The organism is Allobranchiibius sp. GilTou38 (assembly GCF_017565325.1).
GTDB classification, from domain to species: domain Bacteria; phylum Actinomycetota; class Actinomycetes; order Actinomycetales; family Dermatophilaceae; genus Allobranchiibius; species Allobranchiibius huperziae.
Map to the genome: position 1 here is coordinate 58,344 of NZ_JAGEKN010000008.1, position 16,158 is coordinate 74,501.

The 16,158-nt window shown below is 69.8% G+C and carries 15 protein-coding genes; 14 read left to right on the forward strand and 1 reads right to left on the reverse strand.

The features are described from left to right. Positions 1–30 precede the first annotated feature (30 nt). From JOB34_RS11810 to JOB34_RS11865, 12 genes are all read left to right on the forward strand, one after another. Positions 31–1,098 carry a quinone-dependent dihydroorotate dehydrogenase gene (locus JOB34_RS11810; RefSeq protein WP_347813842.1) on the forward strand — a complete coding sequence of 356 codons (1,068 nt, stop codon included), beginning with the start codon at positions 31–33 and terminating at the stop codon, positions 1,096–1,098. A gap of 246 nt (positions 1,099–1,344) precedes the next feature. Continuing rightward, the gene (locus tag JOB34_RS11815) at positions 1,345–2,259 is read left to right on the forward strand and encodes a DUF559 domain-containing protein (protein ID WP_208052917.1); all 915 of its coding nucleotides are present in this window, start codon (positions 1,345–1,347) and stop codon (positions 2,257–2,259) included. 185 nt (positions 2,260–2,444) lie between these two features. Further along, complete coding sequence (locus JOB34_RS11820) at positions 2,445–4,022, forward strand: methylmalonyl-CoA mutase family protein (RefSeq protein ID WP_243758030.1); 1,578 nt, start codon at positions 2,445–2,447, stop codon at positions 4,020–4,022. A gap of 42 nt (positions 4,023–4,064) precedes the next feature. Continuing rightward, positions 4,065–4,490, forward strand: a complete 426-nt coding sequence (locus tag JOB34_RS11825; protein ID WP_347813843.1) for a ribonuclease domain-containing protein — start codon at positions 4,065–4,067, stop codon at positions 4,488–4,490. Then, complete coding sequence (locus JOB34_RS11830; RefSeq protein ID WP_208052918.1) at positions 4,487–4,915, forward strand: barstar family protein; 429 nt, start codon at positions 4,487–4,489, stop codon at positions 4,913–4,915. The genes JOB34_RS11825 and JOB34_RS11830 overlap by 4 nt, the downstream gene beginning before the upstream one ends. Before the next feature lie 68 nt (positions 4,916–4,983). Further along, entirely contained in the window at positions 4,984–5,604 is a 621-nt protein-coding gene (locus JOB34_RS11835; protein WP_208052919.1) for a hypothetical protein, read from the forward strand. Positions 5,605–5,756: 152 nt separating this feature from the next. After that, a complete protein-coding gene (locus JOB34_RS11840) occupies positions 5,757–6,953 on the forward strand; it encodes an amidohydrolase (protein ID WP_208053081.1) in 1,197 nt (398 codons plus the stop codon). A gap of 178 nt (positions 6,954–7,131) precedes the next feature. Further along, entirely contained in the window at positions 7,132–8,229 is a 1,098-nt protein-coding gene (locus tag JOB34_RS11845; RefSeq protein ID WP_208052920.1) for a BMP family ABC transporter substrate-binding protein, read from the forward strand. Between the two features lie 178 nt (positions 8,230–8,407). After that, complete coding sequence (locus tag JOB34_RS11850) at positions 8,408–9,940, forward strand: ABC transporter ATP-binding protein (protein ID WP_179482210.1); 1,533 nt, start codon at positions 8,408–8,410, stop codon at positions 9,938–9,940. Then, entirely contained in the window at positions 9,937–11,217 is a 1,281-nt protein-coding gene (locus tag JOB34_RS11855) for an ABC transporter permease (protein WP_208052921.1), read from the forward strand. The genes JOB34_RS11850 and JOB34_RS11855 overlap by 4 nt, the downstream gene beginning before the upstream one ends. A 67-nt stretch (positions 11,218–11,284) precedes the next feature. Further along, positions 11,285–12,589, forward strand: coding sequence for an ABC transporter permease (locus JOB34_RS11860; RefSeq protein ID WP_208052922.1), 1,305 nt, complete (start codon positions 11,285–11,287; stop codon positions 12,587–12,589). Continuing rightward, complete coding sequence (locus tag JOB34_RS11865; protein WP_208052923.1) at positions 12,586–12,984, forward strand: cytidine deaminase; 399 nt, start codon at positions 12,586–12,588, stop codon at positions 12,982–12,984. Before JOB34_RS11860 ends, JOB34_RS11865 begins: the two co-directional genes overlap by 4 nt. Before the next feature lie 88 nt (positions 12,985–13,072). On the opposite strand, the gene JOB34_RS11870 is transcribed toward JOB34_RS11865, so the two are convergent. Beyond that, the gene (locus tag JOB34_RS11870; protein WP_208052924.1) at positions 13,073–13,573 is read right to left on the reverse strand and encodes a hypothetical protein; all 501 of its coding nucleotides are present in this window, start codon (positions 13,571–13,573) and stop codon (positions 13,073–13,075) included. A gap of 158 nt (positions 13,574–13,731) precedes the next feature. On the opposite strand from JOB34_RS11870, the gene JOB34_RS11875 reads away from it, so the two are divergent. Then, positions 13,732–15,018 (forward strand): thymidine phosphorylase, encoded by a 1,287-nt coding sequence (locus JOB34_RS11875; RefSeq protein ID WP_208052925.1) that lies wholly within the window; start codon positions 13,732–13,734, stop codon positions 15,016–15,018. A gap of 30 nt (positions 15,019–15,048) precedes the next feature. After that, the gene (locus JOB34_RS11880) at positions 15,049–16,140 is read left to right on the forward strand and encodes an adenosine deaminase (protein ID WP_208052926.1); all 1,092 of its coding nucleotides are present in this window, start codon (positions 15,049–15,051) and stop codon (positions 16,138–16,140) included. Positions 16,141–16,158: the final 18 nt, after the last annotated feature.

Genomic DNA, 16,158 nt, shown 5'->3' on the forward strand with positions numbered 1-16,158 from the left:
CGACCCGGCGTACTTCGTAAGCTGCGGGGCGTGGACCTGCTCGCCAAGACGATGGAAGCCGGTTACACACGCGTGCTGCGGCCCGTGCTCTTCCGCAGCGAGGAGGGTGACCCCGAAGCTGCGCATCACAAGACGCTGCAACGGCTTTCGACTCTCGCCGAGCGGCCGCGCGTCCTCGATCTGGTACGCCGCGCGTGCGCCGTACCTACGGCACCGGTGAACGTCGCCGGCATCACCTTCCCCGGCAAGGTCGGCCTCGCGGCCGGCGTCGACAAGGACGGGCTGGCGTTGAAGGGGTGGTCGGCGCTCGGTTTCTCCCACATCGAGGTGGGCACCGTGACGCCGCTGGCGCAGCCCGGCAACGACAAGCCGCGCCTCTTCCGGGTCTACGACAGCACCGGGATCATCAACCGAATGGGCTTCAACAACGACGGCGTCGAGGCCCTCGCGACCCGGCTGCGCGCGGTCGGCCCGCTCTCCATCCCCGTCGGGGTCAGCATCGGCAAGAACAAGTCGACGCCGGTCGACGACGCCGTGCACGACTACCTCATGTGCCTGCGCACGTTGGACGGCCTCGCCGACTACATCGCGGTCAACGTGTCCAGCCCCAACACGGCAGGCCTGCGGGGTCTGCAGGGTCGCGAACCGCTCGGTGAGCTGCTCGCCACCCTGGTGCAGGAGGCCACCCAGCTCGCGCAGGCCCGCTCCGGCGACCCGGTGCCGATCTTCGTCAAGATCGCCCCCGACCTGAAGAACGAGGCCATCGACGACATCCTCGAGGTCGCCGGGCACGCCGACATCGCGGGCATCGTCGCCACCAACACCACCCTCAGCCGTGACGGGCTGCGCGGCGCCGACCTCGCGCTCGTCGACGAGGAAGGGGGCCTGTCCGGCTCGCCGCTCACCCGGCGTACCCGCAGGATCGTGCGCTACGTCGCCGAGCACTCCGTGCTGCCGGTCATCGGGGTGGGCGGGGTCATGTCCGTCACCGACGGGAAGGCCCTGATCGACGCGGGTGCGGCACTGGTGCAGGTCTACACGGGGTTCGTCTACAGCGGCCCGTCGCTCGTGCGCGACCTCAACCGCGCACTGGGCTGACCCGCCGCGTTCTCCTCGCGTCGCCGCGCGAGTGTCCGCCTCGCGATTGTCAGCGTTTCTTTGGTGTCCGCGTCACTTTCCCGCTGACAACCGATGAGCGGTTCCGTGGTTGTCAGCGTCTTTGTGGTGTCGGCGTCACTTTCCCGCTGACAACCGTCGTCCACATCTCGCGAGCACGGCAGGCGTCGTCCACACCTCAGCGTTCGGGGGTACCACGTCGAGCCCGCTTTCGCCAACCTCGCCCTCATGGGTGAGGAGCGAGTGGACGCGGCCGGCCGGGTGCACCTGCTGGCCGGGGCGAGCGACGGGATCGTGCGCGTGCGGGACGTGCCGTGGCTGGATGCGCACCGCTTGCAACGCGAGATCGACGCGGGACGGTGGGAGGTCGTACGTCGATCCATCACCATCGTCGGCGCACCGATGAACGAACGCTCGACCTGGCGGCTCGCACTGTCGAGCGCATCTCCGCGAGCGGCGCTCGACGGCGTGACAGCGTTGCGGTGCGCGGGTCTGAGTGGATTCGAGGACACCATCCACGTGTCGGTGCCGCGCGGTGCCCGCGTCGAACGCTCGGCGGCGGTCCGGATCCATCACCTGAGGGATTTCGACGAGGATGACGTCCAGGCCGTCGATCTCCGCCGGGTGCGACCCGCGCTCGCCGCTCTTCGCGCGGCGACCTGGGCGGTGACGGAGCGGGCCGCGTACACCGTGCTCGCGATGGCCGTGCAGCAACGGATCGTCGGCGCTGCGGAGCTGGATGCCTCGTTGGGCCGCCTGCCCCAGCATCGTCGCCGCTCGAAGGCCATCGCCGGTGCAGTAGTGGAGATCGGGGGCGGTGCCGAGGCGCTGGGGGAGCTCGACTTCGCCCAGCTATGTCGAAGGCACGGACTGCCGCGGCCGAGCAGACAGGACAGGCTGCAGCGACCCAGCGGGGTGTTCTACACCGACGCTCGGTTCGCGGCGTACGGGGTGGTGGTCGAGATCGACGGCATCCAGCACCTCACGGTGGCGCAGGCCCGTCAGGACCACCGCAAGCACAACGAGCTGCAGCTGAGCGGCGACGTCGTGTTGCGGGTGCTCGGTGCCGAGTTGAGGTGCGATCCGGAGCCGTTCATGCGGCAGCTGCAGCGAGCTCTCGCGAGCCGAGGGTGGGCTGGGTGAATCGGTTGTCAGCAGATCTCTGGTGTCGGCGTCACCAGAACGCTGACAACCGACGGGGTGCACGTCCGGTTGTCAGCAGATCTCTGGTGTCGGCGCCACGAAAGTGCTGACAAGCGTCGTGCGGACGGGTGCGCGAAAGTGCGGACAACCGGGGGAGGGAGGCGAGCCGATAACCTCGGGGCATCATGGCGAACAGCGAATCTGAGCTTCCGATCGAGCCGGTCTACGACGAGTCCGCGCTCGCCGGCTTCGAGGCGCAGGCGAAGCTGGGAGCGCCGGGGGAGTACCCCTACACCCGCGGCGTCTACCCGAGCATGTACACCGGGCGGCCGTGGACGATGCGCCAGTACGCCGGTTTCGGCACCGCACGCGAGTCGAACGCCCGCTACAAGGAGCTCGTCGAGCACGGCACCGGCGGCCTGTCGGTGGCGTTCGACCTGCCGACCCAGATGGGCTACGACTCCGACCACGAGCTGTCGCACGGCGAGGTCGGCAAGGTCGGCGTGGCGATCGACAGCATCGACGACATGCAGGTGCTCTTCGACGAGCTGCCGCTGGACCAGGTCAGCACCAGCATGACCATCAACGCGCCTGCGAGCACGCTGCTGCTGCTCTACCAGCTCACCGCCGAGCGGCAGGGCATCGCCGCCAGCCAGTTGACGGGCACCATCCAGAACGACGTGCTGAAGGAGTACATCGCCCGCGGCACCTACATCTACCCGCCCGCGGAATCGCTGCGGCTGATCAGCGACATCTTCGCCTACTGCCACCGCGAGATCCCGCGCTGGAACACCATCTCGATCAGCGGTTACCACATGGCGGAGGCGGGGGCCACGCCCGTGCAGGAGGTCGCGTTCACCCTGGCCAACGCCAAGGAGTACGTGCGCGCCGCCATCGCCGCGGGCCTCGATGTCGACGACTTCGCACCCCGGCTTTCGTTCTTCTTCGTCGCGCGCACCAGCCTGCTGGAGGAGGTCGCGAAGTTCCGGGCGGCCCGCCGGATGTGGGCGCGGATCATGCGCGAGGAGTTCGGCGCCAAGAACCCCAAGTCGCTGATGCTGCGCTTCCACACCCAGACCGCCGGCGTGCAGCTGACCGCCCAGCAGCCCGAGGTCAACATGGTGCGCGTCGCCCTGCAGGGGCTCGGCGCGGTCCTCGGCGGCACCCAGTCGCTGCACACCAATTCCTACGACGAGGCCATCGCGCTGCCGACCGCGAAGGCGGCCCGGCTCGCGCTGCGTACCCAGCAGGTCATCGCCTACGAGACCGACGTGACCAAGACCGTCGACCCGTTCGCCGGCTCCTACGTCGTGGAGTCGATGACCGACGACGTCGAGGAGGCCGCGCTCGCGCTCATCCAGCAGGTGGAGGACAAGGGCGGCGCGGTGAAGGCGATCGAAGAGGGCTTCCAGAAGTCGGAGATCGAGCGCACGGCGTACGCCACGGCGCTGCAGATCGACAGCGGCGAACGCACGGTCGTCGGGCTCAACAAGTTCGTCACGAAGGACGACGAGGCGTACGTGCCGCTGCGGGTGGACCCCGCGATCGAGGCCGAGCAGTGCGAGCGGCTCGCGACGCTGCGCAAGGAACGCGACAACGGCGCCGTCGAGAAGGCACTCGACGCGCTGCGTGCCGCCGTGCAGGGCAGTGACAACGCGCTCATCCCCATGAAGGAGGCGCTCGCGGCCCGCGCGACCGGCGGCGAGGTCAGCAACGCGCTGCGCGACGTGTGGGGCATGTACGTGCCCCGCGAGTTCTTCTAGGCGCCGATCGTGTTGTCTCTCGGCACGATTCGCCGACGCTTCGTGCCTCTCGTGCTCGGGCTGTTGGTCGTCGCGCTGATCATCGGCTGGATCGCGCACCAGAGCTCGGGGAGCAAACCCCACAGTGCGCCCAGCACCACGCTCCTGTCGGTGACGCAACCGGCGAGCTCGAGCAGCAAGGACACCTCCGGACTCGGCACCGTGGCGTACGCCGATCTGCCGGGCGGGGCGCGCCACACGCTCTCCCTCGTGGACAAGGGCGGTCCCTATCCCTACCGGCAGGACGGCACGGTCTACCAGAACCGCAACCGGGACCTGCCGATCCAGCCTCGCGGCTACTACCACGAGTACACGGTGGTCACCCCCGGGTCGGGCGATCGCGGCCCGCGCCGCATCGTGGTCGGCCGGGACGGTACGGCGTACTACACGGCCGACCACTACGACACCTTCCGCCGGGTGCAACGGTGAACGACGCGCCGCGTCGGCCGGGCGGGAGCGAGGGACCGGAGGCGGTGGCGCGGCTGGCGCTCGCGCGGGCGATGGCCGCCACGGCGTCGGGCGCACTGATCCTGGAGATCGGCCCCGTCGTGGCCGCCGAGGAGGGCGTGCGCGCAGGCTGGCACGTGGTGCACCTCGAGGCGTGGGGCGACCGGGCGGCGTTCCTGCGCGAGTGCGCGCGGGCGTTCGACCTGCCCGACTGGTTCGGCCACAACTGGGACGCGCTCGCGGACTCGCTGTCCGACGTGCAGCAGCTGCCCGGCACGCTGGTCGTCTGGGCCGGCGCGCGCGGGCTGACCGACGACGTACGCGCGACCGCCACCGAGATCTTCGCCGACCGCGCGGACGCCGGGCCGGCGCCGTTCCTGGTGGTCGACGTCGGCGCCGAACCATGACGATCCGCGCCGATCGCACCCGCGGTGCGCACCGGGGGTCTAGCGTCACTCGCGGGGAGGTGGCGTCGATGCGCGGTGCGGGACGGCAGGTCACGGTCATGGTGGCGCTCGCGATGGCGGCGGCCGCGATCGCCGGATGCGGTACGCAGAGCGCATCAGGTGCGCCGTCGTACTCCCCGACCCCGTACACCTTCGTCACGGCGCCGGCGCGGAGTTCGTCGCCGAGCCCCCCGCCGTACGACCAGGCGACGAGCGATCTCGCCCAGTCCATCCAGGCCACCGGTGGCGCGCACTATGCGAGCACGTTCGGGTTGGTCCGGTTGAACCCCTCGCAGCACGGCATGAGCGTGGAGATGACCGACTTGGCACTCGCCCGAAAACTGGTCGCGGGTGCTCGCGCCGGTCACCCGACGTGGGCCGAGGTGCCGGTCGCGCTGACCAAGGTGCCGTACTCGATGAAGCGGCTGGAGGCCGCGGAGAACGCGGTGCCGGACGCGGACTGGAAGCGCTATCAACTGGTCAGCGTCGGTATCGAGACCTGCCGATACCTGTCGGTCGCGTCGTCCGACACGCGGTTGAAGGACCCGGTGGCCGGTCGGGCGGGGCGCACGAAGCTCGCGCAGGAGCTCTCCCACACCCTCCGTCTGCCGGTGGTCGTCACCTACTCCACGCCCGCGCACGCCGACTAGCCCACCAGGTCGAACGGGACGGGCGCAGGAAAGTGGCCGCAGCGCCGACAGACCACCCGCGCACCCCACCTGCACCAGGCCCGATCAGCAGCAGCAACTAACATCGGTTGATCGTGAGCAGCCTTCCCACCCGTAACAGCGCAGCCTTCGACATGCCCGGTCTGGTCGCGGCGACGGTGCAGGAGCTCATGCCCGAGCTGGTCCGCACGAGGCGCGCACTGCACACCGACCCCGAGCTCGGCTTCAACGAGGTGCGCACCACGGCCCGCGTCCTCGAGGTGCTCGCCGCCGCCGGTATCGAGTCGCGCACCTTCGAGGGCACCGGGCTGACGGCCGAGATCGGCGCCGCCGACCCGTCGTACCGGGTCGCGCTGCGTGCCGACCTCGACGCGCTGCCCATCGCCGAGCGCACCGGCCTGGACTTCTCATCGACCAACGACGGCATCGCGCACGCCTGCGGCCACGACGTGCACACCACCGTCGTGCTGGGCGCAGGGCTCACGCTGAAGAGGTTCGAGCAGGAGCTCATCGAGCGCGACATGGCGGTGCGGCTGGTCTTCCAGCCCGCCGAGGAGGTCGTGCCGGGCGGAGCCCACACCGCCGTCAAGGAGCACGCCCTCGACGACGTCGACCAGGTCTTCGCGCTGCACTGCGACCCGAGCATCGACGTGGGCACCGTCGGCCTCAAGGTGGGCCCGATCACCGCGGCCTGCGACGCCATCCGGGTGCGCCTCTCCGGGCGAGGTGGGCACACCAGCCGGCCGCACCTGACCGGTGACCTGACGTACGCGCTCGCCAAGGTCGTCACCGACGTGCCGGCCGCGCTGTCACGTCGGCTGGACCCCCGGGTCGGCGCCGCTCTCGTTTGGGGCACCGTCGTGGCCGGCAACGCCGCCAACGTCATCCCCGCGATGGGCGAGTGCGTGGGCACCCTGCGGATGCTCGACATCGACGCGTGGGAGCAGGCCGGCGACCTGGTGCAGACGCTGGTGCACGAGGTCGTGGCGCCGTACGGCGTGACCGCCGAGGTGGAGTACACCCGCGGCGTGCCGCCCGTGGTCAACGACGCGACAGCGGTGGGGCTGCTCACCTCGGCCTGCCGCGCGGCCGTCGGGCCCGACGCGGTCGTGCCGACGAAACAGTCGCTGGGCGGCGAGGACTTCAGCTGGATGCTGGCCCGCGCGCCGGGTGCGATGGGCCGGCTCGGCACCCGCACACCCGGCGGCCCGACGTACGAGCTGCATCAGGGCGACCTGGTCGTCGACGAGCGCGCCATCTCCGTGGGGGCCACCCTGCTGGCCGCGACCTGCCTGCTGCGGCCGGACTCCGCGGCCGACGCCGCCGTCTGAGCCTGTCGGCGCGACCGTTCGCCGGCCGCCGTGGCGCAACCGTTTGATAACGGTCGCGCCGACACGGCCGGACCTGCCCGAACGCGCCGGTAATCTTTGCGCGTCCGCACCCCGCCCGACGTCTGCGCCATCAGCGTGAGTCGGCGCCGATGTGCCCCCCACCTACAAGGAGATGTCTGTGCGTTCGGTGATGAAGATCGCGGCGGTTGCCGCACTCGGCTCGCTGGCCCTGACCGGCTGTGGCAGCAAGCCCGGATCGGGATCGAGCGGAAGCGGTAGTAGCAGCTCCGGCTCCACGGCGGCTGCGAAGGCCGTCGGCAAGAAGATCAACGCGTGCATGGTGCTGGACACCGGTGGCGTCGACGACCGCTCCTTCAACCAGTCGTCCTGGGACGGCATGAAGGCGGCCAACGCCGCGAACCCGAACATCTCGATCAAGTACGTCCCGAGCAACTCCGGCGCGGACTACACCCCGAACCTCACCAAGCTCGCCACCGGCGGGTGCGCCACGGTGATCGGCGTCGGCGGCCTGATGTCCGACAACGTGAAGTCTGCGGCCAAGGCCTACCCGAAGGTGCACTTCGCCGAGGTCGACTCCCCGGGCACGGGCGCCAACTTCTACGGCATTCAGTACAACACCGCGCAGGCCGGCTTCCTCGGCGGTTACCTCGCGGCCAGTCTCACCAAGACCGGCAAGGTCGGCACCTGGGGTGGGCTCAACATCCCGCCGGTGACCATCTACATGGACGGCTTCCAGGAGGGCGTGGAGTACTACAACACGCAGATGAAGAAGTCGGTGCAGGTGCTCGGCTGGGACGAAAAGACCAAGAAGGGCACGTTCTCCAACAGCTTCACCGACCAGAACAAGGGCAAGTCGGTCAGCCAGTCGATGGCCAGTAACGGCGCTGACATCATCTTCCCGGTCGCGGGCGGATCCGGCCTGGGCGCGGGCGCGGCGGCACAGGCCTCCGGCGGCAAGCTGAAGATCATGTGGGTCGACACCGACGGCTGCGAGAGCGCCGCGCAGTACTGCAAGTACATGGTCGGCAGCGTCACCAAGAACCTGAGCGGCGGTGTGCAGGCCTACCTGAAGTCCTCCGCGGACGGCACCTACCCGACCGGTAACTACATCGGCACCCTCGCCAACGGGGGCGTCGGCCTGGTCGACAACAACAACAGCGAGTCGGCCACGTTGAAGGCGGAGCTGGCGAAGGTCAAGGCCGGCATCGTGTCCGGATCGATCAAGATCACCTCACCGAGCCAGCCCACCAGCTGACACCGGTGATCGCAGGGGCGGGGCGGGCCGACGGGCTCGCCCCGCCTTCCGTATGACGATCGGGAGCGGTCCCAACGCGCCGCGCGGCCACCCGATCACGAGCCGACGTACCGACGACGGACGGCGGGGCGGGTAACCTCGCGCGAAGCGTCGACGACCAACGGAGCGGGCCTTCACGATGAAACTGCAGTTGCAGGGGATTACCAAGAGATTTGGCACCTTCACCGCGAACGACCAGATCGATCTGGTCGTGCAGCCGGGGGAGATCCACGCCCTGCTGGGCGAGAACGGCGCCGGCAAGAGCACCTTGATGAACGTGCTCTACGGGCTCTACGAGCCCACCGAGGGCACGATCCTGGTGGACGATGCACCGGTCACCTTCAAGGGGCCGGGAGATGCGATGGCCGCCGGGATCGGCATGGTGCACCAGCACTTCATGCTCGTGCCGGTGCTCACCGTGGCCGAGAACATCATGCTCGGCGCCGAGCAGACCTCCCGCGGCGGCTTCCTCGATCTGCGCCGCGCTCGCAAGCTCGTGCGCGAGCTGTCCGACCGCCACCACCTGGAGGTCGACCCGGACGCCAAGGTCGAGGACCTCCCGGTCGGCATCCAGCAGCGGGTGGAGATCCTCAAGGCACTGGCCCGCGAGGCCAAGGTGCTCATCCTCGACGAACCGACGGCGGTCCTCACCCCGCAGGAGACCGACCACCTGATGGAGGTCATGCGCTCGCTCAAGGCGCAGGGCACCTCCCTGGTCTTCATCAGCCACAAGCTGCGCGAGGTGCGCGAGGTCGCCGACACCATCACCGTCATCCGGCGCGGCAAGGTCGTCGGCACCGCGCAACCGACCGCGACGGCCGCCGAGCTGGCCGCCATGATGGTCGGCCGCACCGTGCAGCTGAGGGTCGATAAGGAACCCGCCAAGCCGCGCGACGTCATCCTCGACGTGGACAAGCTGCGGGTGGTCGACGCGGCGGGCCAGGTGCTCGTCGACGACATCTCCTTCTCGGTGCGCGGCGGTGAGATCTACGCGATCGCCGGCGTGCAGGGCAACGGCCAGACCGAGCTCACCGAGGCCATCGTCGGGCTGATCGAGCCGGCGTCCGGGCGCGTGATCATCGACGGCGAGGACGTCACCGACGACACGACGTACGACATCCTGCGCGCCGGTGTCGGGTACGTGCCCGAGGACCGCGCGCACGACGGGCTGGTCTCCAGCTTCAGCATCGCCGAGAACCTCGTGCTCGACATGTATGACCAGGCGCCCTTCGGCGGCCGGGTCCAGTTGAACAACAAGGAGATCGCCAAGAACGCGGCCGCGCGCGTCGAGGAGTTCGACGTGCGGACCGAGTCGCCCGGCGCCACCGCCTCGACCCTGTCCGGTGGAAACCAGCAGAAGGTCGTGCTGGCCCGCGAGCTGTCGCGCCCGCTGCGCCTCTTCGTGGTGTCGCAGCCGACCCGCGGCGTCGATGTCGGCTCGATGGAGTTCGTGCACAAACGGATCGTGGCCGAGCGCGACCGCGGAGCCGCGGTGCTGCTGGTGTCCACGGAGCTGGACGAGGTGGTGAGCCTCGCCGACCGGATCGGGGTCATGTACCGCGGCGCCATCGTCGGGGAGCTGCCGCCGACCGCGTCCGCACAGGAGTTCGGCCTGCTCATGGGTGGCCAGCACGGCGACACCGGCGATCACGACACGAAGGAGTCCGCGTGAGCGAGCAGAAGGCCGGGGGCGAGCCCGCGGTGGGCACCCCGGAGAGCGGTAGCAGCAAGGTCGACCAGACGCCGGACGGCGGCGCGGGGCGACTGCGCGAGATCTTCCGCAGCGACCACCCCGCGATCCTGACGATCCTCGCGATCTTCGCCGCTGTGGTCATCGGGTCGATCCTGATCATCGCGTCGGACCAGGCGACCCGCACCGCGGCGGGCTACTTCACCGCGGCTCCGATGGACACCATCTCCGCGGCGTGGCACGCGGTGTCCGGCGCGTACGTCGCGATCTTCGAGGGGTCGATCCTCAACCCCTCCAGCCTCTCCAGCGGCAACGCCACCACCATCTTCGGCCCGATCTCGGAGACCATCGTCAGCGCGACGCCGCTGATCTTCGCCGGCCTGTCGGTGACGCTGGCCTTCCGCGCGGGCCTGTTCAACATCGGCGCGCAGGGCCAGATCCTGCTCGCCGCGATCTTCGCCGGGTACGTCGGCTTCAGCTGGCACCTGCCCGTGGTGCTGCATGTGATCGTGGCGGTGCTCGCCGGCATCCTCGGCGGTGCGCTGTGGGCCGGGCTGGCCGGCGTACTCAAGGCCAAGACCGGGGCGCACGAGGTGATCACCACAATCATGCTCAACTACGTGGCGCTCGGCCTGATCCAGTACCTCCTCGGGGTGCACGGATTCCAGGCCAAGCCGTACAACCAGGCCATCTCGCCCGCCGTGGGCCACAACGCGATGTATCCCCACCTCCTCGGGTCGGCTCTGCGCGCGAACGTGGCGTTCCTCGTCGCGATCGCGGCGACCGTGGCAGTGGCATGGCTGCTGAACCGCAGCACCTTCGGCTTCCGGCTGCGCACCGTGGGCGCCAATCAGGACGCGGCGCGTACGGCGGGCATCAGCATCTCCAGCGTCTACATCGTGGTGATGCTGATCGTCGGCGCCCTCGCCGGGCTCGCGGGCAGCGCCCAGGTGCTCGGCACCTCCCCGCAGGTCACCAGCGACATCGACGCAGGCGTCGGGTTCGACGCGATCACCGTGTCGCTGCTCGGCCGCGGATCGCCGATCGGCACCTTCTGGGCGGGCATGCTCTTCGGCGCGCTGCGCGCCGGTTCGGTGCAGCTGCTGGCCTCCACCAACACCCCGTCGGACCTGGTGCAGGTGCTGCAGGCACTGATCGTGCTCTTCATCGCCGCCCCCGGACTGGTGCGGTTGATCTTCCGGCTACGCCGCAGTGGCGGCGGCCAGACCGCCGTGGTCGCGAAGGGATGGAACGGATGAGTCACCCCACGAAGTTCTCCGCTGCGCTCCGATACTTCGCGGGGACCCCGACGAAAGGAGAGTCCCGATGAGCGCGCCGGTCACCGACGAGGAACTCGTCGTCCACCACAAGACGGTGCGGGTCGGACCGTCACGTACCCGCCGCACGGTCGTCGCGATCGCGCTGATGGTGATCGGTCTCTTCACCGCGCTCGTGCTCGGCACGACCGGCACCCAGAAGGACGCCAAGTTCGGCTTCGACGCCGGCGGCGCGCAGGTGCACGTGCCGACGTTGAGCTTCGCCGAGGCGCCGTTCTGCTTCGTCGTCGGAGCATTGATCGTGCTGGCCGGGATCTACCATCTGGTGCGCGGTTTCACGCCGGTGACGATGCGCTGGGTCGGCAGCGGCGTCGGCGTGCTCTTCCTGCTGGCGTTCCTCGCGTGGGCGGGCACCGGCGGCAAGACGGTGCAGTTCACCTCCCTGCTGCAGCAGGGACTCCTGCTCGCCACCCCGCTCGTCCTGGGCGCGATGGGCGGCATCCTCTGCGAGCGCAGCGGCGTGATCAACGTCGCGATCGAGGGTCAGATGCTGGCGGGCGCCTTCGCGGGTGCGCTGCTCGGGACGGTCGCCGGTCTGTTCGCCGGGGTCATCGCGGCGATCGTCGTCGGCGGCCTGCTCGGTCTGCTGCTGGCCGTCTTCGCGATCAAGTTCCTGGTCAACCAGGTGATTCTCGGCGTCGTGCTCAACGTGCTCGCGCTCGGCCTGACCGGCTACCTCTTCGACGCGATCATGGCCAACAACTCCAATGGCACCAACAACCCCAGCTTCTTCGACCCCGCGAAGATCCCGCTGTTGGGCGACATTCCCGTGGTCGGTCCGGTGCTCTTCGACCAGAACTACATCGTCTACGCCATGTACGCGATCGTCATCGTGATCGACGTGGCGCTCATCCGCACCCGCTGGGGACTGCGCACCCGGGCTGTCGGCGAACACCCGCAAGCGGCCGACACGGTCGGTATCAACGTGCTGCGGCTGCGCTACCAGAATGTCGTGCTCGGCGGCTGTGTCGCCGGGCTCGCCGGGGCGTTCCTCACCATCGGCAACGTCGGGTCCTTCAGCAAGAACATCTCCTCCGGGCAGGGCTTCATCGCCCTGGCAGCGGTGATCTTCGGCCGCTGGACACCGCGGGGAGCCCTCGGCGCGGCGCTGCTCTTCGGCTTCGCCGGCGCGCTGCAGTCGGTGCTGTCCTTCGTGAACCCGCCGCTGCAGATCAACTCCAACCTGCTGAGCATGCTCCCGTACGTCGTCACGATCTTCGCGGTGGCCGGTCTGGTCGGGCGGGTGCGGGCCCCCGCAGCCGACGGCGAGCCCTACGTGAAGGGTTCGGCATGACCAACGCGCAGGCCCAGGTCGACTGGAAGTCGTTGCACCGCACTGCCATCGAGGCGATGGAGCGCGCGTACGCGCCGTACAGCAACTTCCCGGTCGGGGTCGCGGGGCTCGTCGAGGACGGCCGGATCGTGTCCGGTTGCAACGTGGAGAACGCCTCGTACGGCGTCGGCCTGTGCGCCGAGTGCGGGATGGTCGGCGACCTCGCGCGCACCGGCGGCGGCCGGCTGATGGCGGTCTGGTGCGTGGACCGCTCGGGCGAGGCGCTGATGCCCTGCGGGCGCTGCCGGCAGCTGCTCTGGGAGCACGGCGGACCCGAGTGCCTGCTGCAGACACCGCTCGGCGTCCGGTCGATGAGCGAGATGCTGCCGCAGGCCTTCGGGGCCCACAACCTCTAGCCCCTCACCGCCGAGTGGCATGCCTGTCTTTCGGGTGCAGCCCGGAGAGGTATGCCACCGGAAACATATGTATGCCACCCAGGGGCGGCTACTTGCGCAGGCCGAGCTCCTTGCCACAGGCGGCAGCCGCGGCCAGGTAGATCGCGTTGTCCTTCGAGTCGAGCCGGGCGTTCTTGTCCGCGGCGGCGTACGCCTTCACCGCACTGGCGCTGACCTTGTCGTAGGTCTTGTCGACGATGCAGGCGGAGATCTTCTGCACGACCGCCGGCTTGAGCTTGGCTCCCTGCGCTGTCTGCTCCAGACCCTTCGCGAGACCGGCGGTCGCTGCTGCCTTGGTGGGCTTGCCGCCGCCGGCAGCAGCGGAGGAGCTGACGCTCGTGCTCGACGGAGTCGTAGAGGCGGGCGCGCTGCTGGAGGAGCTGGAGGTGGTGCTGCTCGGCGCACTCGACGCGCTGCTCGAGGAGCTGGAGCTGCTGGACGAGCTGACGCTCACCTTGTCGCTGCTGCCGCCGCAGGCGGCGAGGCCGAGCGGGAGGGCGAGCAGCGTCGCGGTGGCGGCGGTGCGGGTGAGCGTGGACGTGATCGACATCGGTGGGTTCCCCTCGAACATGATGGACGCGCCCGTGACGTGGGCGCGTGCCGCGAGCTTACGGGCGAGGCGGGACGTTTCGGGCCCGAACGCGGTTGCGCACCCGAGTGATCGGAGCGGGCGGGAGTCCGCCCCCGAGGCCGTGGCAGGATCGGTGGATGCCTGAATCGCACGACGCCGTCGATGTCATCCGCGCCAAGCGCGACCGCCACGAGCTGGACGACGGCCAGATCGACTGGGTGATCGACGCCTACACCCGCGGCGTGGTGGCCGACGAGCAGATGTCGGCGCTCGCGATGGCGATCCTGCTGAACGGCATGACGCGGCGCGAGATCGCCCGCTGGACCGCGGCGATGATCGCCTCCGGAGAGCGGATGGACTTCTCCGGGCTGTCCCGCCCCACCGCCGACAAGCACTCGACCGGCGGTGTGGGCGACAAGATCACCCTTCCGCTGGCGCCGTTGGTCGCGGCGTGCGGTGTCGCCGTGCCGCAGCTGTCCGGGCGCGGACTCGGCCACACGGGCGGCACGTTGGACAAGCTGGAGTCGATCCCGGGCTGGCGCGCCGACCTCACGAACGAGGCCATGCTGTCCCAGCTGGACTCGGTCGGTGCGGTCATCTGCGCGGCCGGCGCCGGTCTCGCGCCAGCCGACAGGAAGCTCTACGCGCTGCGCGACGTCACCGCCACCGTCGAGGCGATCCCGCTCATCGCCAGCTCGATCATGAGCAAGAAGATCGCCGAGGGCACGGGCGCGCTGGTGCTCGACGTGAAGGTCGGATCGGGCGCGTTCATGAAGGACGTCGCCGACGCGCGCGAACTGGCCACCACCATGGTCGGCCTCGGCACGGACGCGGGTGTCCGCACCGTCGCCCTGCTGACCGACATGTCGACGCCGCTTGGTCTGACCGCCGGGAACGCGCTCGAGGTGACCGAGTCCGTCGAGGTGCTCGCGGGAGGCGGTCCCGCCGACGTACGCGAGCTGACCCTCGCGCTCGCACGCGAGATGGTCTCTGCCGCAGGCGTTTGCGACGTCGATCCCGCGGACGCCCTCGCCGACGGACGCGCGATGGACGCGTGGCGGGCGATGATCGCGGCGCAGGGAGGTGACCCATCGGCGACGCTTCCCGTCGCCCGTGAGCAGGACGTCGTCACCGCACCGCGCGACGGGGTGCTGACCCGGCTCGACGCGCTGCAGGTGGGGGTCGCGGCCTGGCGGCTCGGTGCCGGGCGCGCGCGCAAGGAGGACGTCGTGCAGGCCGGCGCCGGCGTGCAGTGGCATGCGCGACCGGGTGACTCCGTGCGTGCGGGGGAGCCGCTGCTGACACTGCACACCGACACCCCGGAGCGATTCGAGCGGGCGTTGACGTCGCTGGAGGCCGCGTTCGACATCGCCGACGCGGACGTGTCCGATCGACTCCCGCTGCTGATCGACCGGATCGCCTGAGAGCACCGGCGCTCGCCGTACAGTGACCGGATGTCGCAGACCCAGGCACCCCTGACCTACGAAGAGATCGTCCGGCTTCCGAAGGTGCTGCTGCACGACCATCTGGACGGCGGTGTGCGGCCGTCGACGGTGGCGCAGCTGGCGGACGAGACGGGTTACGACGGGTTGCCGACCAGCGACCCGTCGCAGCTCGCGCAGTGGTTCCGGGAGAACGCGGACTCCGGCTCGCTGGTGCGCTATCTGGAGACGTTCGCGCACACCGTCGGCGTCATGCAGACGGCCGATGCGCTGCGTCGTGTCGCGCGTGAGGCCGTCGAGGACCTGGCCGCGGACGGCGTCGTCTACGCCGAGATCCGCTACGCGCCCGAGCAGCACCTCGAGCAGGGGCTGAGCCTGGACGACGTGGTGCAGGCCGTGAACGCCGGTCTGCGCGAAGGGGAGTCGCTCGCGGCGGAGCAGGGCCGCACCATCCGAGCGAGGGCGCTGCTGACCGCGATGCGGCACGCCGCCAAGAGCACCGAGATCGCAGAGCTGGCAGTGCGATACCGCGACGATGAGGTCGCTGGTTTCGACATCGCGGGTGCGGAGGCGGGCAACCCGCCCACCCGGCACCTCGACGCGTTCGAGTACCTGCGCCGCGAGGACGCGCACTTCACCATCCACGCCGGTGAGGCGTTCGGGCTGCCGAGCATCTGGGAGGCCATCCAGTGGTGCGGCGCTGAGCGGCTCGGCCACGGCATTCGGATCGTCGACGACATCGAGGGGCTCGGCACGTCCCGCGTGCAGCTCGGGAGGCTCGCGTCGTACGTCCGAGACCGCCGCATCCCGCTGGAGCTGTGCCCGTCCTCCAACGTGCAGACGGGGGCCGCGACCTCGGTCGCAGCGCACCCGATCACGCAGCTGCGCGACCTGCGCTTCCGGATCACCGTCAACACCGACAACCGGCTCATGAGCGACACGTCGATGTCGCGGGAGATGTGGCTGCTGGTGCAGGACGCCGGGTGGGACCGGGAGGACCTGCGCTGGGTGACGATCAACGCCATGAAGTCGGCGTTCCTGCCCTTCGACGAGCGGCTGGCGATCATCGAGGAGCAGATCAAGCCGGGCTACGAGGCGCGCTGACCGGCTGCGATCGTGGGA